Source organism: Flammeovirgaceae bacterium SG7u.111, from assembly GCA_034044135.1.
Classification (GTDB): domain Bacteria; phylum Bacteroidota; class Bacteroidia; order Cytophagales; family Flammeovirgaceae.
This window is the reverse complement of record CP139021.1, coordinates 3016952-3039126: the sequence shown is the minus strand read 5'-3', so window position 1 is coordinate 3039126 and position 22175 is coordinate 3016952. Positions and strand designations below refer to the sequence as shown.

Genomic DNA, 22175 nt, shown 5'->3' with positions numbered 1-22175 from the left:
CTTGAAAAACTTCATTCGACTAATCTTAAGTATCGGACTTTTCCAAGCGCTTTTTAGCCTCACGGGCTGCTCCACGCTGAAGCAACTAGAAGAGGGGCAAAAGCTTTATACTGGTGCCGAGCTTCAGGTAAAAACAATCGGTTTTGAAGATAAAAAAAAAAGTTTGAGGTAATGCTAAGGGAGGAACTTACTCCCACCCCCAATCTCAAGATATTAGGATCTCGCCCTCTAGCCTGGCTTTATAACATTTTACCCGAACCAAAAAAGAAAAACTCCTTTGTCAACTTTTTGAAAGAAAAAATAGGCAGTAAACCTGTGCTACTGGAAAATATAACACCGGGAAGAGTCAAGCTCAACTTAGAAAGAAAGCTATACAACAATGGCTATCTATTAAATAAAGCCAGTTTTGAAATAGTTGAGAAGGAAAAAACTGGGAAGGTAGTTTATACAGTAGAGCTAAAAAGACCTTATTTCTTCAATGAAATCCACTACCCTTCCGACTCCACAAGTATCACTGAAGAAATAAGCCTTACACAGCAAGGTACCACCCTTTTGAAAGGGCAACAATTCAATATGGACGCCCTTTCCGAAGAGCTCATACGTATTGAAAAGCTGATCAAAGACAAAGGGTACTATTATTTTAATGCGGATTTTATGCATTATAAAGTGGACACTACAGTTGGCAACAACCATTTGGCTAACGTTTACCTTAGCTTAAAAAAGGATGTACCCGAGCAAGCCAAAGAAATATACACTTTAGGCGATACATATGTGAACCCCGAATACCAGTTGAATGAGATAAATGAAGATACAATAGAAGCTAGTTATAGTATTGATACCCTTCAACTTGGCTCGTATAAATACATTCGCAAAAGTGATATGTTCCGCCCCGAGATCATATTGGATAATGTTTTTTTAGAAAAAGGAAGTATTTACAAAAGAAGTGAACACACCCGAACTATCGACAGGCTCAATGGACTACAGACTTTTAGCTTTGTAAATGTCCGGTTTGCACAGCCCGACTCTTCCAATAACATGGACACCTATATCATGCTAGTCCCACAAAAAAGCAAATCGCTTTCGGCAGAGCTAGGACTAGTGGCAAAGTCGAATAGTTTTGCAGGTCCCGGTCTCCAGCTCAATTACCGAAGCCGGAACCTGATGGGTGGTGGGGAAATGCTGAACCTCGGTTTCGGCTCATCTTTCGAAACTCAATATGGTGGAAACGTGGAAGACAATGTAAATTCGATAGGCTTAAACTTCACGGCTTCCCTTACTATTCCACGGTTTATAACTCCTTTCAAAATCACTAGTCTTTCCAAAAACTATGTACCAAATACCCAGATAAAAGCCAGTTTGGAACGCTTAATAAGAACCAACCTTTTTAGCATGACTTCCTTCACAACTTCATTTGGCTACAGATGGAGGGAAACGATTACAACAACGCATGAATTTAACCCACTCTCCATAAGTTCGGTTGTGCTTGGAGAAACCACCGATAAGTTTAGAGAATTGTTGGAGGAAAACCCATTGCTCAAAAGAACCTACGAGGAACAGTTTATTATTGGGTCAAATTACGTGTACAACTACACAAACCAGCTAGAGAAAAATTCAGGGACGTCTTTCTTTTTTGAGGGAAGGATAGATTTATCGGGCAACTTGCTGTACATGGTTCAGTCCGCTATAAGTGATACAGAACCATCTCCCAACAACCCGTTCTCCATATTTGGAACACCTTATTCGCAGTTTGTAAAACTCAGCGTAGATCCAAGGTATTATTTCAGCATCAACGAACGGAACAAGCTAGTTACTAGGCTATTTGCCGGTGTTGCAGCACCTATAGGCAATTCTTCAACCATCCCTTATGTAAAGCAATATTATGCAGGTGGTAACAATAGCATTCGTGCATTTAGAGCCAGAAGCCTCGGCCCAGGCAGCTATGTAGTTCCCGATTCATTGCTCTACAAAATTGACCTAACAGGTGATATCAAACTAGAAGCAAATGTGGAATACCGCTTTGACATATATAGCATGATAAAAGGAGCTGTGTTTGTAGATGCTGGAAACATTTGGCTATACAATGCCGCTGACGAACGGAATGGAGCAAATTTCACCTCCGACTTTTATAAGGAAATAGCTTTGGGCACAGGCTTTGGGCTAAGGTTAGATGCTTCGTTATTTGTGCTAAGATTCGACCTCGCCTTTCCTCTGCGAAACCCTGCCAGAGCTGAATATGATCGTTGGGAGATCAAGGAAATAAACCCTTTGGACAAAGATTGGCGAAAGGACAACTTGATTCTAAATATAGCTATAGGCTATCCATTCTAAGCCCAAAAGGTGCAACAGATGCCGCGCCTTTTTTTCTTCTTCTGTCCCGTCCTAAAATCAGTCATTCACTTCCAACAAAGGAATTTCTGAGCTTAATTCGTAATCAACCAACAAGTCAATTTTGTTTTCAGCTTGGTACCAGCGAATAACTTTCTGTGGTGAAAGAACTTTCATCATTTTCTTTACATAGTTTTTTTTAAGTTTATCCACTGAGGTCACATTCGCAAGTTGTCTTTTTATCAAATCATTAGCCACTTCTTCAGTCATATTATTGAAGTGCTTGGCAAAATCTTTAACAACTCCCATTCCTTGCGTGTTAAGCACTTGAAGTTTTTCAGCATATTCATTATAAATAGGCCAAAATGCTTCACCTTCAGCATCGCTCAACTCCATTATCTCAGAAATAATCATTTTTTTCTCTGTTTTGAGCGTCTGCTGCATCAAAGCCAAATAGTCTTCATCTGTTTGGGAATACGCAAATAGAGAAGGGATAACCATTACTAGTGTCAGGATCAGTTTTTTCATCTTTCAAAAAAAATTAGGGTTAATAATAAAGCACTAAAGTAAGAAGTCTAGAATTAAATCTAGTACTCAAGAGCGGCTTTCTATATTAGCATAACATAATTTCAAATTTTTTCTAAAATTGAAAAAACAAGTATGAAAACTATTGCCGAAATGGCTGCTATAAGTGTTTGGTATTTTTTGTTTTTTGATAACAAGCCCAATACAAACAAAACTGTGTAAAACAACAATACACAAAATCTTATTTCTTGAATAGTATCATATATCCAACCTGAAATAAGTTCGAAAGAGGAATAAGTAGAAAAACTCACAAAAAACATCACTCTATTCTTTGCAAAGAACCCGTACATATCAATTGTTTCTCCCTGCTTAGGAATGGGAGGACTTAGAAGGGAACTGATCACAGTCATTATCAAAACGGGGAGGGTGAGCACTATAAAGTGGTGAAAACCTTTGAGCGAAATATCTATCATTCCCCACCTCGAATACCAAGATGAAAACAAAAGCCCGAAAAACAAAAATATCCAAGCTAAAGGAACGAAATGAAACTTTAGCTGGGTATGCTTTTTCAGCAATTCAGCCAAATGGTTGATAAAACTAATAGTTACATAACCGTACAAAATTGAAAAGAAAATAATGAGATATTCTAATCGAGAAAATCCTTCTTTGGTAAGTTCATCCATTGATATTGCCTAAAAGATCTTGTTTTATATAAAATCCGAGGCAAAAATAGAAAAGCAATAGGGAATAAGTTAAAAAAGGAGGTAATTAGGATTTATAAAGGGGTGAGTATTCCTATCTGATACATTCTTGCATCAATTTGGGTAGAGGCGACAAAGCCCTATGGCAAAACTTAAGCTTCAAAAAGCGGCTTTGCCCTCTTGGTGGATCTACTGATATGTAGCCTTAGCTACTAGTAGTCGAGGTCGTAGTCTTCCAATTGGTTGGAGAAGATGTACTGGAGCTCATCTAGCTCGTCTGACTCAAATGACTCGAGGCCTTCGTAGTCTTGTTTGTTCATTAATTCTCTAATTCTAGTTACAGCTTGACTTGGACTTAAAGCAAATAGATCTTTTTCCATGAGTGTAATTGATAGTTAATGAAGTTATATTTAACTGTGAAAATATACGACTTTCCGAAGAAAAAGTACGCACATCCGCTTAAACAAATGTTAACCAGTTTGATTCTTAACATTTTTGTAACTAACGTCTTATAGGGAGATAGGTTGTATTAATTTGGAAGAAATATGGAGACCGTAAATAGCGTACGGTCTGGGAGGCTACTTTAGTGGTATATCTTAAACATTAAAGCTAAAAGCCATGAAACAAGTTACTTATCTTTTCTCAGCCATCATTCTTTTAAGCCTTGCGGCATTCACTTCTACTATTGCTATGGAAAGCAGTAATGCTCCTTATTTCACCAAAATAATGGCGATTCTATCATTAGGATTCATGTTTGCCTCAGTATTTTTAGCTGTTGGACTGTTCTTAAAAAAGAAAGCTGCTCCTGAAAAGAAAGAAGAAGCAAAAAGCAAAGTAATTGATTTTGATAAGTACGTTCAGTTTGAAGATAAAAAATCAGAAAAAGTAAAATTTAATGGCCGTGTAATAAAAGGAGGAAATAAAAACCAAGACTACTTAGTACTTGAGAAATTAGCCTAAGCGAGGTCTCCAATAAATGAATTGTTTGCTGTAGTTATATAATTAAGAGGAATATTCAGAACTTGAGCTTTTATACTGGACAACTCCCCCATCACCTCTCCATCCAGCTGAAAAAGCCGAGGATGTTCAAATTGAATCTCTGCTTCTTTTACCTTATAAGAAGTATGATAGCTCTCCAGTGCATCTACCGACTCTTTGGTTATGCTAGATATCCCAAGGTTTACCAATCCAGACAAATCGGACTTTTGAATCACTATTATCTCAAAATAACCATCGTGTGGATTTCCCTTTGAATTCACTATCACCCCTGTTCCGTACATCCGCGCATTTGCCAGAATAATGGAATACGCCTCATGCTCATGCCATTCTCCTTCGGCAAAAATCCGCACGTTAAACTTCTCTTCATTTTTGATAGCCTCAATAAAATGCTTTGCATAGCCGAGCCAACCTCTTCCCTCTTCTTGGCTAAACTTTTCCACCATATACGCATTGGCTCCAGCATCGCCCAAGTGCAGCAAATGATGGGCATCGTTCACTTTTACCAAATCAAGGGGTATAATTAATTGGGAAACAAGAATATCCCGAAAGGCATCGATCGGCTCTTTGTCAACGCCTAGCTCTTTGGCCATCCCATTGGCAGAACCAAAAGGAACGATCCCAAATGGGGTTTCCGAGCCTATAAGTGCCTCGCTTGTCATAAGAGATGTACCATCCCCTCCTACCGAAGCTACTCTGTCGGGTTGCTCTTTTTCTAATGCGCCTTTTAGCTTTTCAATATCATCTTTCCCGGTGGTATTAAAAACAACCAGCTCTATACCATAATAATGAGCCATTTTCTTGGCAGCATCCAAAAAAACAGATTTATCATTCCCCCCAGAAATAGGGTTGTTTACCATTAAAACTTTCATATACTTTTTTTGCCAATCAGAAAATCAATCTTCTTTTGAACTAAACTCTTTATCAAAGGTTCAAAAAAAGCTATTAGGTCAATAAATACCCAATAGCTTAGCATAATTTCAATAAAATTCTCACCCTTATTTATCAACCAAATCAAATGCTTTTTTCATCGATTTGAAAGTAGTTTCAAGTGCGGGTTCATTTTCCATCGCATTTAATTTCTTGTCAAATGGCTCGCACCGTACCGGACCATCAAAACCGATTTTGATCAATGCATCGAGGTAGGCTTTTACATCAATTTTACCTGTAGACATAGGCAATGCCCTCACTAAGTCTTTCTGCTCGTAAAGCGGTACATCAGGCGCATCGTTTAGGTCGCAAGAAACCACGTCTTTGTTCGATAATTTCAAAATATCTTCCACGCTTTCCTCGGCACAAAACCAATGGTAGCTATCCAATACATACCCCACATTATCTTTCCCTATGGCCGCTATCAAATCACCTGTTTCCGCCATCGAATGAACAAATGGGTATCTTTTTGAAGTCCAAAATGTTTTTGGTCCCACGTACTCCAGCCCAAACCTGATTCCATGGTCGCCTAGTACTGTTGCTATTTCCCTAACCCTATCGGCATGAAGCTTTAGATTTTGGGTATAGGTCAGGCTGTCGTGGGCGGGCAAAATCCACGTACTCATACGGGTTACCCCCGCTTTTTCGAGTGCTGCTGTATATTTAGTAAAATCTTTCATGCCAGCTTTGTGAGCTTCTAAGTCATTTCTAAAGTTAAACGTCAAGCCAGATGTACCCCAAGAGATGTTGTTTTTCTTCATCTTTTTAAGCAAGGCTTTCAGCTGCTTCTCGCTCATTTCGGCAAGTTGCTGAGCACTCGCCCCTATCGACTCAAACCCGTATTTAATGGCATAATCTAAAATTTCCTCCATGCTTCCGCTCACCCCAACAGAGCCAGTATCGAGACATAGGCTATATTTTCTTGTCGCACCGTTAGCTGCAAAAGCCCCCGTATAGAACGAGGGGAGCATAGTAGCTCCAGCAATTCCTAAAGCCGATTTCTTCAAAAAACTTCTTCTTTCTTCTAATTCCATCTTCATTGTTAATTTGTTATTCGTATAGTTCGTACACGCATTTAGAACTCTCTCACCATAATATTTCTCCAACGGACTTTTATCCCTCCTCCATCGTGAATCTGAAGGGCAATGCAACCTTCAGCTTTTCCTATTTTCTCATCTTCAAAGTCCACCATCTTATTTCCATTCAGCCAAGTAGTTACCTTTGCCCCTTTCACCCGAACCTTCAACTCGTTCCATTCTTCATATTTCAAGAAACCTTCTTTTTCGTCTGGGATTTGGTGCAGCCAACCTCTGCCATACGACTCGTACACACCGCCAGTATCGTGGTTGGGTGGGGCTACTTCTACTTGCCAACCGCTGATTTTTGTCCCTTCTATTGAAGACCTGAAAAACACGCCACTATTTCCGTCCGCCTCTTGCTTAAACTCCAAGGTCAACTCAAAATCTTTGTAGCTTTTCTCCGTACCCAAATAACCGTACTGTTCATCAGAGCCACTTTCGCAAACTAACAGGCCATCTTCCACGTACCATTTTTCTGTGCCGTAGATTTTCCAGCCGTCTAGGTTTTTTCCATTGAAAATAGAAACAGGTGATTTTTGGGAAGGGGATAAATAAGAAACTAATGTAAAACTAGAAATAGAAATGAGCAGTAGCGAAGCCGCCACTCTAAGTAGGGTTTTGTGTTTTTTCATCTTCATTTGTTTTATGTTTCCGATGGCTCAATTTACATTCAAACATTGCTGAATTCCAAATGTGCTTACTATGAACTGATTTAAACTTTTTGCTAAAACTTCATTTAATTATGATCGAATATCCTATCTAAAGGACGTATATATCAATTAAACTAGGCGGGGCTTAAAAGCTCCGCTCAAAGGAAAAATGATTTGGTTTTAGCCTAAACTAACCTCTATAAACAATCAGGTAATAAATACCTTATAACTTTTTTGAACAAAACAACTCAAATAACTTCTAAAATAGGTCAGCAATAATTATTATTAAATATATTATTTTCAATGTTATATTTACTCAAAAAAATATGGTTTACAAATTAAGATGGTATAATTCTCAACTTAAAGAACAAGAAAAAGAAATCCCTGAAAGGATATATGAAGATTTAAAAAAAGCTAAAGCTTACTTTTTATTCTCAATTGATTTAGAAGAAAAAATTGCACTTGTCATAGATAATTATTTAGAATATGAAACCGAGATTTTATCTATTTGTGAATACTCAAGAGTCCGGGGTATAAGAAAACATATTGATATGATGAATGATAGGCTGAAAATGGACAGGAGAATCATAAACTTATTAACTTCAACAAGACTTTTTTTAGACCACACTAGTCATAGCCTATCAAAATTTTATGATAAAGAAACTATTCCAAGGCTATTCAAACAAATAAGAAGACAAGAATATGATAAATACTTTAGCTATAGATTTTTAGAGGAATTTAGAAACTATGTTCAACATGCTAAATTACCTATAAATATCATTTCTTATAGTGGAAAGACAACCCAGGAAAACCATGAGTCTTATTCAAGAATGACAGTTAAGCTTCTCTTGGATTTATATGTTTTATCTGAGGATAAATCTTTTAAAAAAGGTATTTTACAAGAAGCTCAAAAAACAAGTTCTAATAACAAAATAGATTTAAGACCTAATATCAGAGAATATATATCTTGCTTTATCAGAATTTATAAAGAAATAAAAAAAGCAACACACTCTGATCGTATCAAATACAAAAAAGTACTTAGTGATTCTTTTAAAGAAATAAGTTCAAATAAAAGCAAGTCAATCCAATACTTTGAATTAATCAATGAAGATAACAATTCTAATCATTTAAATAAGGTGTTTTTTTCAATTGATCTATTAGAATACTTTGATTTTTTAAGTGACAAAAACAAAATTCATCCAAATGTGGAAAAAAGTTATTCTTCAAACATACTTTGAACTATGTACTTTAGATCATGTTTAAAAATTTTAAATAGGCATTTTTTTGATCCTATTAAGTATTATTTGGCAGTTTTGCCATAAAACCCAAGCTTCTTGGCTTTTGGTAGTTTTTTCATAGTCTTTGGACAGCCTCCGGAAGAAATTGAACGTGCCGAATGTCCTCTCGGTGACCCATCTCCACTTGATGGGCACAAAGCCCCTGGGGGTTGGGGGACAAGAGGATATCTCGACCTCTACGCCCCTTATGTTGTCCTCTACCCATCCGGTGAACTTCTTTTTATAGGCCTGGTCTGCCAGGATCTTTTCCATCCTGTGCAGGTAGCCCAAGAGGGGCTCCACCACCCGTTGCCCTATCGTGCCGTCATGCTCGTTGGCGCCAGTGGCGACCACTCCCCATACCAGCCCGAGCGTATCGGTGATGACGTGCCTTTTTCTCCCGTTCACCTTCTTGTTGCCGTCCAGCCCCGTGTCCTGCCCGATAAAAGGCGCGCACTTTACCGACTGGCTATCAATGGAAAGCATGCTCGGGGTCGCCTTCTTGCCCTTCCTCTTGCGCTCTAGTTGGTTGAGTGCCGCGTTCAGCCGAAAAAGCGTGTTGTCCCCCTGCCACTTGCGGAAATAATAGTATACCACATTCCAAGGAGGGCGTCCCTCGCCCGAGAGGCTGCGCCACTGCTGTCCGCTGCGCATGCAGTACAAGATCGAGTCCACCACGTCCCTGAGGTCATATTTGCGTTTCCTTTCCACGGGAAGATATTCTTTTATATATTGCCATTGCCGGGAGGTCAAGCGGGTATATCCTGTTTCCATAAACTTTGTTGTTTCGTCACTACAAAGTTTTAGCCTGCCCGGCTCTTTTCAAAATTTAAACATGCTCTTATTAAAAACTAACCAATTATTTACCCCTCCACATGCTGCTCCACTTTTCCCCTTCGTAACTGCTGCTTCAATATCCCTTTTTTTGGACTAAAAAACATGGTCAAAAGGAAAAACACGCCAATTACTGTAGCCATTGCTCCTGAGATAGACCCATCTATCCAAACCGCAAGGAAATAACCCGTTGTAGCCGAGGCAATGCCTACTGCCACGGAAATCCCTAGCATCACTTTTAAATTGTCGGTGAGAAGAAATGCGATGGCGGGAGGCCCTACCAAAAAGGCAACAACCATAATTGCCCCGACCGACTCGAAGGAAAGAACCGTGGTGAGCGAAACTGCTCCCATGAGGGAGTAATGCCAAAAAGCGGTGGAAATACCCAAGGCCGCAGCATGGAGGGAGTCGAAACTAGTAAGCAACAGCCCTTTGTAGCCAATGATGATAAAAGCTAAGATCACCAGAAAATTAGCCCCCAGTACCCAAACTGTTATGGGTCCCAAGGATTTCCCGCTAGCCAACATCCACGTGTCGAGGGGCACGTAGGCAATTTCCCCGTATAGCACGCAGTCTTGGTCCAGATCTACCTTGCCTGCGAACATGGTGATCAAAATCACGCCGATGGCGAAGAGCCAGGTAAAGGAAACACCGATGGCGGCGTCTTCTTGGAGCTTACCGTTTTTGTTCAATACTTCTATCAATACAGTAACCAATACCCCAAAAAAGGCAGCGCCTATCAACATTGCCAGCGAAGCCCTGGACTGAGAAATAAGATAAGCAAGCACAATTCCAGGAAGTACTGCATGGCTAATGGCATCGCCCACCATCGTCATTTTCCTAAGTAACAAATAACAACCCAGCAAGCCACAGCTTCCTGCCACCAAAGAGCCAGTCAATATAATCCAAAATCCGTCCATGAGTACTTAGTTAATTCGTAGAGTTATAAGGAATAGGTTTGTCGTGCGGATCCATGAGCGGGTAATCCAACTTGCTCAATAGTTCTGCTTCAATTTCTGGAGTGATAATGTGCTCGATTGCCTCTGCATCTTCGTGAACATGATCGGCAGGAAGTTGCATATAACGAGAAAGATACATTTCCCACAAGCGGTGAACCCTCACTATTCGCCTGCCTTCTTCTATCCCCTCGGGCGTGAACCTTGCCCAACCTCCAGTTTTTGTCTCAAGCAAATGCCTTCTTTTCAATTGCCTCACCGCCCTTTTCATATCCTCTTCTTCTATCCATCGCTTGTTACGAATCTCTGCTAAGGTACGCCATTGGTTAAAGTCCCCTTTTATTTCATCTATATGATAAAGGGCTTTCAAGATATTCTCCCGCATCATTTTGCGTTTGTTCTTCCGTTTTTTCACCCAAGCAGCCAACACACCTCTTTTCCTTCCTACCAACACCGAGAAAATGGTGAGCAGTGAAAGCACGGTCACAATCCACGGCCCTGTAGGCATTTTGGGGACAGAATAGGAAACATATGTACCGATAATACCCGAAACTACGGCAAAAACAGCACTGAGTGCAACCATGGTCATTAGCTTTTCCGTCCAGTAGCGAGCTGCGGCTGCCGGGGTAATCAGCAATGCTGCCATTAGCACAACCCCAACAGTTTGAATTCCAATAGAAATGGCAAAAACGGTGAGCACCGATAACAGCATTTCCAATAACTTGACAGGCATTCCTCGGGTAATGGCGTATTCTCTATCGAAAATAACAAGCCGAAAACTATTAAAAAACACAACTACAACTACCAGCAAGACCAAACTGAAAGAAGCAAAAACAATCACATCTTCTTGCATCATGGATGCCGCTTTTCCAAACAAAAACTTATCGAGCCCCGCTTGGGTAGCATTGCCGCTGTTTTGGATAGAAGTAAGCAACAGCACCCCGAACCCATAAAAAACTGAAAGCACCAAACCTAGGGCTGCATCTGTTTTTAGACGTGTGTTGTTGGTTATAAAATCAATCGTCATTAGCCCAATCCAACCACTAATAAATGCTCCTATGAGTAAGAAAAAAGGGTTTTTAGTCTGGGTGATGATGAAAGCCAGGCAAATGCCAGGTAAAATAGCGTGGGAAATAGCATCGCCAACCAAGGCGCGTTTCCGCAAAAAAGTAAAGCAACCCGTCACCGCAGAGCTAGCGCTCATAAGCACGACCGCCAGTAGTACCCAGCGCACGTTCGGGTCTTTTAACAAGAAAAAATTTGTAAAGTCTTCCATAGTTACCTGTTGCCAGTTGCTCAATTATTAGTTGACCTCCATTTCGTTTCTACATATTAGAGTTTATCACGGTCCAGTCTGCATAAACTTTCTTGGCTTAAAGTTTAGTTTAGGCTAAAGCCAATACCGTTTTTGCTTCCAAACGGGGCTTAAAAACCCCGTCTATTGATTTTTTTTCAGAAACATCCTTAATACCTTGTAAACTAAGTTTTCGTGTTTTTTAAATAAGCCTATTGTTGATTTGCCACTGTAATTGATTGTTGCTGACGGCTCGCCGCTGCGATTGCTAGTTTTTTCTTAAAAAAAATCTTTCCCTTTTTAAGAAAAAGACAGTTAATCAACTCATTACTTAGTTGAAACTAGTAACCCGCAACTAGCATCTAGTAACTGTCAGCAGGGTCTAAAAATCAAAACAATAAGCATCATTAAAAAACTCGGTTATTTAGTTTACAGTGTACTTAATGCCGCAAACCGTGATATAGTCTATTGAATAAATTTGTTCAACTTCTTTCCAAGTGTATTATAAGCTTCACTCAAATCCGTTAATGGTGAATTTTTAAAACAACTAAATTTTTATAACTCTTCATGGTAATGTAATTTACGGCATTGGGATAACCAGTAACTAGCATCCAGAAACCAGTAACCAGACTTACTTCTCCCTTACAGGGTGCTTGAACTGCTTCATGAGGTCAGCAACTTTAGCGAGTATGTTCAATCTCCCACCGTAGGTATCGTTCAGGTTTTCTTCATTGAATACTTCCTCGGCCGGTCCCACCGCCACAAGCCTTGTATTTACCATCACCAACCAATCGAAATACTCGGGAGCAGTCTGAAGGTCGTGGTGAACAACGATGATCGTTTTTCCCTCGTCCCGCATTTCCTTTAGCAAATCCATTATGGAATTTTCCGTTGCCGCATCTACTCCGGCAAAAGGTTCGTCCAGTAGGTATAACTCCGCTTCTTGTGCCAAGGCCCTTGCAATAAACACCCGCTGTTGCTGACCACCCGAAAGCTGCGAGATTTGCCTATTTTTAAACTTCTCCAACTGCACCTTGGCTATGCACTCCAAGGCAATTTCTTTGTCCTTGGCAGAAGTCCTAGAAAACAGTTTCTTCTTATTGAGCCTGCCCATCAGCACAGTATCGAACACACTTGCGGGAAATTCCCAGTCCACCGACTTGCGCTGAGGGACGTAAGCCACCTTTTCGCGCGTGGCCACCAAAGGTTTATTAAAAACCTTCACAAACCCACTACTCGGTTTCACCAAACCCATTATAGACTTCAGCATGGTTGTTTTCCCAGAGCCATTCGACCCAATAATCCCAATCAGTTTTCCTTTCGGCAACTTATAATCGATATTCCAGACAGCAGGTTTGCTATCGTACGTAACCGTTAGGTTGTGAAGCTCAAGCGCTCGGTCTTCTCTTTTTAATTCTTCCATATTTCTTATGGTTGCTGATCTAAAACAGACCTATTTTAATGATCCAACAATGGTATTCACATTTGCTTTCACCATCCCGATGTAGGTGCCTTCTGGAGTTCCTGCAGCGCCCATCGCATCCGAATAAAGCGTCCCTCCTATTTTCACATCATGCCCTCTCTCTTGGCAGCCAGACACTACCGCTTCCAAAGACTTTGCTGGTACAGAAGATTCTACAAAAACCGCTTTTATCTTATTTTCAGAAATAAAACTCACCAAATCACCCATGTCTTTCAAGCCAAACTCCGACAAAGTGGAAATGCCTTGCAAGCCTCTCACCTCAATATTATAAGCTTTCCCAAAATACGAAAAAGCATCATGTGCGGTAATTAGCACCCTGCTTTCTTCAGGAACGGTGGCAATCTGCCCCCCAACCCAAGTATCCAACTCTACCAATTGTCTCACATATTTTTCCGCATTTGCTCTATAAGTTGCAGCGTTTCCCTTGTCCACCTCAGCCAGTTTTACGGCAGCATAGGCAACAGCATCTTTCCAAATAGACACATCAAACCAGATATGCGGATCGTGCACACCACTTTCAATCCCTAGCAAGCGCTCTTCATCTACTCCGTCCGAAACGGGAAAGACTGGCTTCGTCCTGCCAAATTTCTCAAACACATCGTTCATTTTCCCTTCTAGGTGCAGGCCGCTATAAAAAACCACATCTGCTTCTCTCAGTTTTTTGAGATCTCCAGGAGTTGGCTTATAAAGGTGTGGGTCTACCCCTGGTCCCATCAGCCCTTCCACTTCCGCCAAATCGCCAGCTATATTTTTCAAGGCATCTTCTATCATACCTGTAGTGGTTACTATATATAGCTTCCCTTCTCTGTTTTCTTGTGGTTTGCTTTCGCAAGAAATAATGGCAAATGATAGAGATGTCCAAAAAAGAAGTTTAAAAAGTCTGTTCATTCTTTTTGTATTTATGATTCAATGATAGAAATTGTTTAAAGTTATTTCTTCAGGCTTCAAAAGATTTGTTTTATCTTATATTTCATTACTTTCCTCGTAAATAGCACATGTTCCACAGCGGCTGCTATTCCCTTCAAAAAGTACCCGGTCGGCGTCCCGGTCATCTAAGTAAAAATATTTCCATTTTCGCTTATAAACAAAAGCTTTGAACCACTTCATAATGTGATCGTTGACCAAGGCTACCACACCTTGGACAGGCGAACAAATATAACTACTTTTTTAGGCTTATCTAAACTTTTTTTTATATACATCTTAATTATTGCTAAAAATCAGTTTTTTGAAAGGGTCTTTTACCTATAAAATAACAATATTCAACTTGTTTTTGAGCAAAAATTTCCTTATCTAGCTGTAGATATAAAACTGTTTAGATTTGAGACTGCTAAAAACCCACTTAAAGTGGGCAGAGATGCTTAGAAACTAGGAACTTCTTTTTTGCATAAGATCATCCCTATAGCCAAAAGCAATATATGGAACATCTAGCTAACAAAGCATTCAAATCCATCAACAACTTGCTCACCTGCAAAGATGAGCAAGGAGCAATAGGCATTTTTGAAGGCGCCCTCAAAACCATCTTTAACATAGAAGCCTTTTCTCTTGTAAAAGTCAATTCCAACAAAGAATTCAGCACGGTATGCAGCCATGCCACGGATATAAACTTCCCTAAGCTGCTGCAAAAAGCAACTAAAGAAAAAGACACCGAACTCAAACTACCTGGTTCATTTACCTATATACAAGCTCAATCACAACTCGATTTCTTTATTTTTTACACCACAAAAAAAGGTATATCAGAAGCAAATTCGATAGGTGAAGTAATAAAAGCTCTTCTTCAATCGTATGTGAACAGCCCTGCCAATAGACCTAATGAGGAAAACCTAAAGGCAAAAGCCAATATCCTTTCCACCGTGAGCCACGAAATAAGGACGCCGATCAATGGCATATTAGGTTTGAGCAATCTGCTCTTGAAAAACGACCCTCGGAAAGATCAGATAAAACTATTGAGTGCCTTGCGGTCTTCGGGAGAAAACCTTCGCAACTTGGTGAACGATGTACTCGATTTTTCCAAGATACAATCAGGCAAAGTAGTGTTTGAACACATCCCTTTCAGCCTGTATGAGTTCTTGAAGCGAACAGAATTGATCTATAAAATTCAGGCAATGGAAAAAGGAATCAAGCTCAATTTCCAGATAAGTGACAAAGTGACCGATCAGGTTTATGGAGACCCTACCCGGCTTTCCCAAATCTTCAATAATTTGCTCAGCAATGCACTCAAATTCACAGAATCGGGTTCTGTAACCCTCCAAGTAGATGAACCTGACTGTGCCGATGATGGTAAATACAAACTTTTCTTCCAAGTAAAAGATACAGGCATAGGAATCCCAAAAGGACAGTACAAAAAAATATTTGAAGCTTTTAGCCAAGCAGGAAAAGACACCACCCGCAGGTTTGGGGGAACAGGTCTCGGTTTAGCCATCGTCCAGCAACTCGTCCACCTGATGAAAGGAGAAATTTCCCTCAAAAGCGAGCTTGGCATAGGCACTACGTTCAACGTACAACTGCCTTTCGAAAAAGTTCAAACCAACGATGAAGACCTCCAATCTGCCAGTATTGCCAGTGCGAGTATATTATACGTGGACGATGTAACCATCAACCACATGCTACTGCAGGGCTATACAAGCAGTTGGAATATTGACCTAGAAACAGCCACCAGTGGACTTGAAGCCATAGAAAAGATTTCTGGAAAGAAATATGACCTCATATTGATGGACTTGAAAATGCCCGGAATGGATGGTTTTGAAACCACTAGGCGCATTAGAGAGATGGAACTCGGCTTCACACAAGACTTACCTATTTTGGCATTGACAGCAGAAATTACTGATGAGGAAATTTTCAAAATGCAAGCATCTGGGTTTTCCAGCCATTTCCTCAAGCCTTTCCGTCCCGATGCCCTCAAGCTAATGATTGCCAAATGGCTCAAAGAAAACGTATCTAACCCAACTACGAATAAAAACCTGTGCCAGACAAATATTTATAAGAAACAGGTCGACTTTTCAAAAATAGAAAAACTCTGTGCCTACAAGGAAAGTGCAGTAATCAGGCTGTTGGAAAATTCGATCATCGACCTAGAGGAACACCGCAACAAATTACTAGATGCGATAAACAAAAACAACACTGCTAACTACAGCCGTGCGTTCAAACAAATCTGCCCCTTGCTAGAGATGCTCCACCAAAAAGAATTGATCGATTTACTCGCCCAACTCAACAAGTTAATGAGCAAAGAATTGCACAGCACCGCAAAAGAAGTCATAACCAAAAGCATCTTGGATAGCTTCAACAAGCTCAACCAAGAAATTGACCTCAAGCTTGAGATGATGAGCATATAATTTGAATTTTTTTATGCTTTTTTTCTTGCCAATACTTGAATAAAACTCGCTTAAAACACAGCTCAAGTCAGATTGAACATATGATATTAATCATTGTATTTTATACCTGGCAAACTCTGCCGCCATTAATTCACAAAAGCTGTTTAAAGTAACACAGACTTTATATTGACAAGGGGTACATTAGATAAAAAAAGTTATATATTTGAATGATTTTTTTACAAACACAAACCGTATAACAATGAGTTTCATACAAGACATCCGCGCAAGACAAATCTTAGACTCAAGAGGAAATCCAACAGTAGAAGTAGAAGTACTTACAGATAATGGAAAAATGGGTCGCGCAGCCGTTCCCTCAGGAGCATCGACAGGAGAATTCGAAGCAGTAGAGCTCCGCGACGGTGATAAGTCAAAATACTTAGGAAAAGGCGTATTAAAAGCGGTTAGCAATGTGAACGAAATTATTGCAGAGGAGCTTTTCGGTTTCCCTGTATTCGAACAAAACCTTATCGACAAAACCCTCATCGAACTTGACGGCACTGAGAACAAATCAAAATTAGGTGCTAACGCTATTTTGGGCGTTTCTTTGGCAGTAGCTAGAGCAGCAGCAGCTGAGGCTGGTCTTCCTTTGTACAAGTACATCGGTGGTTGCAACGCTCACGTATTGCCAGTTCCAATGATGAATATCATCAACGGTGGTTCTCACTCGGATGCACCTATCGCATTCCAAGAGTTTATGATCCGCCCAGTAGGTGCTCCAACGTTCTCAGAAGGCTTGAGAATGGGCGCTGAAATTTTCCACAACTTGAAAAAAATCCTTCACGACAAAGGACTTAGCACTGCAGTAGGTGACGAAGGTGGGTTTGCACCTAACTTCTCTGGCGGTACTGAAGAAGCACTTGACTGCATCATAACTGCAATCGAGAAAGCTGGCTACAAGCCATCTGAAGATGTAAAAATCGGTCTTGACTGCGCATCTTCTGAGTTCTATGTAGATGGCAAATACGATTACAAGAAATTTGAAGGAGAAACTGGTTCTATCAGATCTCGAGAAGAGCAAGTTGACTACCTAGCTGAGCTAGTTGAGAAATACCCAATCGATTCTATCGAGGATGGTTGCTCTGAGCACGACTGGGAAGGATGGACTTTGCTTACTGCAAAAATCGGTGACAAGTGCCAGCTAGTTGGTGATGACCTTTTAGTTACCAATGTTAAGTTCTTAGAAAGAGGCATCAAAGAAAAAGCTGCTAACTCTATCCTTATCAAAGTAAACCAAATCGGTTCGCTTTCTGAAACGCTTGCTGCTATCGAAATGGCACACAAAGCCGGATGGACTGCTGTTATCTCTCACCGCTCTGGAGAAACTGAAGATTCTACCATCGCTGACATCGCTGTTGCGACCAACGCTGGTCAGATCAAAACGGGTTCAATGTCTCGTTCTGACAGGATGGCTAAGTACAACCAATTGCTTAGAATCGAAGAAGAACTTGCTGACGTTGCGGTTTATCCTCAGCCAAAAAAGTAAGTATCAACCTTTTTTAAGGATGACATAAAGAACCCCGCTACTAAAAAAATAGCGGGGTTTGTTTATTTATGGAAGTTGTTTGTTAAGGTTCGAAGTATACTTTTATGGCTCAACATATTCATTGATGAGCTTTTGCGCTTTGGCATGTTCTATTTTTCGGGTAAGGCTGTCGCTTTCGTGCCTGTCCCTTACTACCTTTGCCACCGTAAAACAGGCGGTAATACTGAAAATGTACGACATGGCAAAAAAGCCTTTTACGGGTAAAGAAACTTCTAACAACACTAAGCCTGCCACCGTACCTGCAAATGCGATCACAAACGATGCCCATGCAAGGGAATAAAACGCTTTGGTATTGTTACTTTCAACATGATTCATATTGCTCATACTAAGAAAGGTTTGGTTACAAGTTTCTTAATACGAACGTATCACAAATAAAGTTACCAATCGGTGACAATTATAGTAGTTCTAAGATGAATTCGGAAGAAGAAAAATATATGGAACGGGCACTGGGCTTGGCAAAGCTCGGGATAGGCTCAGTAAGCCCCAACCCCATGGTGGGCTGCGTAATCGTAAAAGATGGGCTTATCATAGGCGAAGGCTACCACCAACAATACGGCGGTCCTCATGCAGAAGTGAATGCGGTGAACTCGGTAGAAGATAAATTGCAGATAAAAGGAAGCGATGTATATGTGAGCCTTGAACCTTGCAGCCATTTTGGAAAAACTCCGCCATGCGCCGACCTTTTGGTACAGCATCAACCTAAAAAAGTAATAGTTTGCAACGTAGATCCTAATCCCTTGGTAGCTGGGAAGGGGTTGGAAAAACTGAAAAAGGCAGGAATTGAGGTAATAACTGGAGTACTTGAAAAGCAAGGGCTGGAGCTAAACAAGCGATTCTTTACTTCCATGACCAAACAAAGACCCTATATCATTCTCAAATGGGCACAAACAGCCGATGGTTTTGTAGCTAGAAAAAACTTCGACTCCAAATGGATAAGTAACCAACGCTCAAGGCAGTACGTGCACAAATGGCGAGCTGAAGAAGATGCTATTTTAGTTGGAAGCAATACTGCCAAACATGACAATCCTACCCTAAATGTTCGCGATTGGTCGGGCAAGAACCCCACTCGCATCGTGATTGACCGAAACATGAAGCTTTCTCCCAAACTTAACCTTTTCGATGGGACTATTCCTACCCTTTGCTTTAACCTAAGCAAAAACGAGGAGCAAGAAAACTTAAAATACATTCAGCTTGAAGAAGAAAGCTTCCTAAAACAAGTACTGGAAAAGTTGCATGAAAACAAGCTATATTCAGTAATAGTAGAAGGAGGAAGCCAAATTCTCCATTCGCTTATAAAAGAAGGGCTTTGGGATGAGGCAAGGATTTTCACATCGGAAACTATGTTCGGCGAGGGCATTCCCGCCCCTCGTATCAGCGGCAAGCTGATCAGCAAACAGCCTATTCATACCGACGAATTGAAAGTTTATCAGAATCTCTAAAAATTTCATCGAATTATTTCCTTCAAAACGCCCCATTCAGCCTTCAATTGTATACTTTTGATGTTCTGGCATTATGAGTTATGGACTAGAATAATGGTTTTACAAAGTAATTGTTTACAAAAAAGGTGTGACCATCATTAAAGTTCTCATAAGTTTATATTTTTGCCCACTTTTTAAGCCAGCGTGCATAAAAATGAACCATTAACCAAGTCGGCATTTGGGTCAGCCAACAGTCACTTACAGTATTTTAAAATATAGAGCAGTATGATTCTTTCAGATAAACAAATCTTAGAAGAAATAAAAAATAGCAAAATCCTCATTGAGCCTTTCGACCCGAATAGCTTAGGCACGAATTCATACGATGTGCACTTGGGGAAGTACCTCGCTACCTATGACAATGATGTGCTAGATGCAAAGCAACATAATAAGATCACCACTTTTGAAATACCAGAAGAAGGATTCGTTCTTCAGCCTAATAAATTATATTTAGGAGTAACCAAAGAATATACCGAAACATTGGCTCATGTCCCTTTCTTGGAAGGCAAATCAAGTGTTGGTCGCTTAGGTATTGATATTCATGCAACAGCAGGTAAAGGTGATGTAGGGTTCTGTAACACATGGACCTTGGAGATTTCTGTCACCCAAGCGGTGAGAGTTTATTACGATATGCCAGTTGGGCAGTTGATATACTTCAAAGTAGAAGGTGATATTAAAAACTACTACAATATAAAGAGCAGTGCCAAGTACAACAATCGTACGGTAAAGCCTGTAGAATCAATGCTTTGGAAGACGAAGTTTTAAATAAATATAGATTTCACCCATACAAAAGCCCTCTGGATTAATTTCCAGAGGGCTTTTTTTTGTATCAAACCGAAACTTTTCATAAACCAATCCAAATATGTTACGTATATTTATATATGATATCTTTTTCGTAACATAATAATATATAAGTAACAGGATATTGAAAGCGAAGGAAAAGCTCATATCGACCGCAAAAGACTTATTTTGGAAGTTCGGCATCAAGCGGGTGACGGTGGAAGAAATCTGTGAAAAAGCAGAAGTGAGTAAAATGACTTTTTACCGTAATTTCTCTAACAAACTAGAGATTTGCAAGACCGTTTTAGATGGGGTATATAAAACCAGTTTTGACTGGTACGAAGAAATAATGGCGAAGGAAATTTCTTTCCCTGAAAAAATCGAACAAACTATTTTTCTCAAACTCAAAATGGCTGAAGATATCAGCACTGAATTTTTGAATGATTTGATTTCTCTTGACAATACGGAGCTACAAAGCTACCTTGCCAGCAAGCAACAAGAAATGCTTGGGAAAATAATGGCAGATTACAAGACCGCACAAGAACAAGGAGATATACGAAAAGACCTCAACGTCAACTTGATTCCGATGTACACCGAAGCACTCAGGAATATGATTTCCAATCCTGCTCTCGCTTCCATGAACATCCCTCCCGAAGATTTGACGAGGGAGATGACTAACTTGTTTTTTTATGGCATTATGCCTAGGGCTTAAAGAAATGAAACAATTATTCTCCATAGCAATCCTAATTTTCCTTCTCCAACCCAACGCACTGGGGCAAGAAAAAAAGAACCTGCCTCGCTACAAGGGACAGCTTTCGGGCTTCGGCAGCTACAGCCCAGATGCCGACCCAAGCTGGCTTTTTGGCGGCAGGTACATCCCCGAGCTTTCCCAAGAATTCAAGATAGATTCTACCAGCTTTATCGATTACGAGGTGTCGGCGAATATGTTTGCCAGTGCTACATTTAGCGAGCTGGACAGCATAAACACCGATGCAAATATCCAGCCCTACCGAGCTTGGGCAAGGTATTCAACAGATCAGTTCGAATTGCGGGTCGGTCTTCAAAAAATCAACTTTGGGTCGGCAGCAATCCTACGGCCACTCATGTGGTTCGATGAAATAGACCCTCGCGATCCGCTCCAACTCACCAACGGGGTTTATGGAGCCTTAGCAAGATATTATTTCCTTAATAATGCAAACATCTGGCTTTGGGGACTATATGGGAAAACCGACGCAAGAGGCTGGGATGTAATTCCAAGTTATAAAAGCCCTGAGTTTGGAGGAAGGCTCCAATACCCTGTACCCAATGGGGAAATAGCTGCAACTTACCATCATCGCACGGCAAATGCCGCTGATATTTTGGGAGAAACCAGTTTAGAACAAATACCTGAAAACCGCTACGGGCTAGATGGAAAATGGGACATTGGCATAGGCTTATGGTTTGAAGCTTCTTGGATTCACCGAAGCAAGAACTTGAACCTTTTTACCAACCACACCATGTTTAATTTGGGAATGGATTACACCTTCGCCTTGGGAAACGGACTGAACGTAGTGGCAGAACATCTGGTAAATTCGCTCGACGAAAAAGCTTTTGCCCTCGAAAACAAATCACATATAACGGCATCAACTCTCTCCTACCCAATGGGAATGTTTGACAACCTTACCACGGTTGCCTACTTCGATTGGACGAACAAACTAGGCTCATTTTTTCTAAACTACCAACATACATTCAGCCGAATCACCACGTATGTAATGGCATTTTATATACCTGATTCTTCAGGCACTACAGGCATCCAAGACAACAACCTTGCCCTAACCTCAAACATGAAAGGACCGGGTGTGAGATTTATGCTTTTGTTCGATCATTGATGCTGGTTGCTTGTTACTGGTTGCTAGTTTCTGGTTTTTCTCAATGCCGTACTCAAATAAAGATTTGATGAAAAGTTGTAAAGATTTATAA

At 40.4% G+C, this 22175-nt stretch carries 23 protein-coding genes; 10 read left to right on the top strand and 13 right to left on the bottom strand.

Annotation, left to right across the window (positions count from 1 at the left end; all coding sequences use genetic code 11):
* Position 1: 1 nt before the first annotated feature.
* Together R9C00_11840 and R9C00_11835 are read left to right on the top strand one after the other, a co-directional pair.
* Positions 2–172 (top strand): hypothetical protein, encoded by a 171-nt coding sequence (locus tag R9C00_11840; GenBank protein WPO38144.1) that lies wholly within the window; start codon positions 2–4, stop codon positions 170–172.
* On the top strand, positions 172–2328 hold the full coding sequence (locus tag R9C00_11835; protein ID WPO38143.1) for a BamA/TamA family outer membrane protein: 2157 nt from the start codon (positions 172–174) through the stop codon (positions 2326–2328). The genes R9C00_11840 and R9C00_11835 overlap by 1 nt, the downstream gene beginning before the upstream one ends.
* 57 nt (positions 2329–2385) lie before the next feature.
* On the opposite strand, the gene R9C00_11830 is transcribed toward R9C00_11835, so the two are convergent.
* From R9C00_11830 to R9C00_11820, 3 genes are all read right to left on the bottom strand, one after another.
* Complete coding sequence (locus R9C00_11830) at positions 2386–2853, bottom strand: hypothetical protein (GenBank protein WPO38142.1); 468 nt, start codon at positions 2851–2853, stop codon at positions 2386–2388.
* Positions 2854–2954: 101 nt separating this feature from the next.
* Entirely contained in the window at positions 2955–3533 is a 579-nt protein-coding gene (locus R9C00_11825; protein WPO38141.1) for a hypothetical protein, read from the bottom strand.
* A 230-nt stretch (positions 3534–3763) separates the two neighbouring features.
* On the bottom strand, positions 3764–3931 hold the full coding sequence (locus tag R9C00_11820) for a hypothetical protein (protein WPO38140.1): 168 nt from the start codon (positions 3929–3931) through the stop codon (positions 3764–3766).
* 238 nt (positions 3932–4169) lie between these two features.
* Here R9C00_11820 and R9C00_11815 point away from each other — a divergent pair, with 238 nt between their 5' ends.
* Positions 4170–4511 (top strand): hypothetical protein, encoded by a 342-nt coding sequence (locus R9C00_11815; protein ID WPO38139.1) that lies wholly within the window; start codon positions 4170–4172, stop codon positions 4509–4511.
* Here the strand turns inward: R9C00_11815 and R9C00_11810 are convergent.
* From R9C00_11810 to R9C00_11800, 3 genes are all read right to left on the bottom strand, one after another.
* On the bottom strand, positions 4508–5419 hold the full coding sequence (locus tag R9C00_11810) for a diacylglycerol kinase family protein (GenBank protein ID WPO38138.1): 912 nt from the start codon (positions 5417–5419) through the stop codon (positions 4508–4510). The two genes, R9C00_11815 and R9C00_11810, sit on opposite strands and share 4 nt — an antisense overlap.
* A gap of 126 nt (positions 5420–5545) precedes the next feature.
* Positions 5546–6517 (bottom strand): sugar phosphate isomerase/epimerase, encoded by a 972-nt coding sequence (locus R9C00_11805; GenBank protein ID WPO38137.1) that lies wholly within the window; start codon positions 6515–6517, stop codon positions 5546–5548.
* Positions 6518–6552: 35 nt separating this feature from the next.
* Complete coding sequence (locus R9C00_11800) at positions 6553–7188, bottom strand: DUF1080 domain-containing protein (GenBank protein ID WPO38136.1); 636 nt, start codon at positions 7186–7188, stop codon at positions 6553–6555.
* Positions 7189–7532: 344 nt separating this feature from the next.
* Between R9C00_11800 and R9C00_11795 the strand changes: the two genes are divergently transcribed.
* On the top strand, positions 7533–8444 hold the full coding sequence (locus R9C00_11795) for a hypothetical protein (protein WPO38135.1): 912 nt from the start codon (positions 7533–7535) through the stop codon (positions 8442–8444).
* Positions 8445–8474: 30 nt separating this feature from the next.
* On the opposite strand, the gene R9C00_11790 is transcribed toward R9C00_11795, so the two are convergent.
* From R9C00_11790 to R9C00_11765, 6 genes are all read right to left on the bottom strand, one after another.
* Positions 8475–9257 carry an IS5 family transposase gene (locus R9C00_11790; GenBank protein ID WPO38134.1) on the bottom strand — a complete coding sequence of 261 codons (783 nt, stop codon included), beginning with the start codon at positions 9255–9257 and terminating at the stop codon, positions 8475–8477.
* Between the two features lie 89 nt (positions 9258–9346).
* On the bottom strand, positions 9347–10237 hold the full coding sequence (locus R9C00_11785; protein ID WPO38133.1) for a metal ABC transporter permease: 891 nt from the start codon (positions 10235–10237) through the stop codon (positions 9347–9349).
* Positions 10238–10247: 10 nt separating this feature from the next.
* Positions 10248–11549, bottom strand: a complete 1302-nt coding sequence (locus tag R9C00_11780; GenBank protein WPO38132.1) for an iron chelate uptake ABC transporter family permease subunit — start codon at positions 11547–11549, stop codon at positions 10248–10250.
* A gap of 649 nt (positions 11550–12198) precedes the next feature.
* Positions 12199–12990: a metal ABC transporter ATP-binding protein gene (locus R9C00_11775; GenBank protein WPO38131.1), complete on the bottom strand. Its 792-nt coding sequence runs from the start codon at positions 12988–12990 to the stop codon at positions 12199–12201.
* A 30-nt stretch (positions 12991–13020) separates the two neighbouring features.
* On the bottom strand, positions 13021–13938 hold the full coding sequence (locus R9C00_11770; GenBank protein WPO38130.1) for a zinc ABC transporter substrate-binding protein: 918 nt from the start codon (positions 13936–13938) through the stop codon (positions 13021–13023).
* Between the two features lie 75 nt (positions 13939–14013).
* A complete protein-coding gene (locus tag R9C00_11765; GenBank protein ID WPO38129.1) occupies positions 14014–14157 on the bottom strand; it encodes a hypothetical protein in 144 nt (47 codons plus the stop codon).
* A gap of 308 nt (positions 14158–14465) precedes the next feature.
* Between R9C00_11765 and R9C00_11760 the strand changes: the two genes are divergently transcribed.
* Together R9C00_11760 and eno are read left to right on the top strand one after the other, a co-directional pair.
* Positions 14466–16379 carry an ATP-binding protein gene (locus tag R9C00_11760; protein WPO38128.1) on the top strand — a complete coding sequence of 638 codons (1914 nt, stop codon included), beginning with the start codon at positions 14466–14468 and terminating at the stop codon, positions 16377–16379.
* A gap of 238 nt (positions 16380–16617) precedes the next feature.
* Positions 16618–17901 (top strand): phosphopyruvate hydratase, encoded by a 1284-nt coding sequence (eno, locus tag R9C00_11755; GenBank protein WPO38127.1) that lies wholly within the window; start codon positions 16618–16620, stop codon positions 17899–17901.
* A 102-nt stretch (positions 17902–18003) separates the two neighbouring features.
* Here the strand turns inward: eno and R9C00_11750 are convergent, their stop codons facing one another.
* Positions 18004–18285: a YiaA/YiaB family inner membrane protein gene (locus tag R9C00_11750; protein WPO38126.1), complete on the bottom strand. Its 282-nt coding sequence runs from the start codon at positions 18283–18285 to the stop codon at positions 18004–18006.
* Positions 18286–18371: 86 nt separating this feature from the next.
* On the opposite strand from R9C00_11750, the gene ribD reads away from it, so the two are divergent.
* The 4 genes from ribD to R9C00_11730 all read left to right on the top strand — a co-directional run bounded on the left by ribD (position 18372) and on the right by R9C00_11730 (position 22084).
* Positions 18372–19400: a bifunctional diaminohydroxyphosphoribosylaminopyrimidine deaminase/5-amino-6-(5-phosphoribosylamino)uracil reductase RibD gene (ribD, locus tag R9C00_11745; GenBank protein ID WPO38125.1), complete on the top strand. Its 1029-nt coding sequence runs from the start codon at positions 18372–18374 to the stop codon at positions 19398–19400.
* A gap of 264 nt (positions 19401–19664) precedes the next feature.
* A complete protein-coding gene (gene dcd / locus R9C00_11740) occupies positions 19665–20201 on the top strand; it encodes a dCTP deaminase (protein WPO38124.1) in 537 nt (178 codons plus the stop codon).
* 160 nt (positions 20202–20361) lie between these two features.
* Complete coding sequence (locus R9C00_11735; protein WPO38123.1) at positions 20362–20928, top strand: TetR/AcrR family transcriptional regulator; 567 nt, start codon at positions 20362–20364, stop codon at positions 20926–20928.
* Between the two features lie 4 nt (positions 20929–20932).
* Complete coding sequence (locus tag R9C00_11730; GenBank protein ID WPO38122.1) at positions 20933–22084, top strand: hypothetical protein; 1152 nt, start codon at positions 20933–20935, stop codon at positions 22082–22084.
* The last annotated feature ends 91 nt before the right edge of the window (positions 22085–22175 follow it).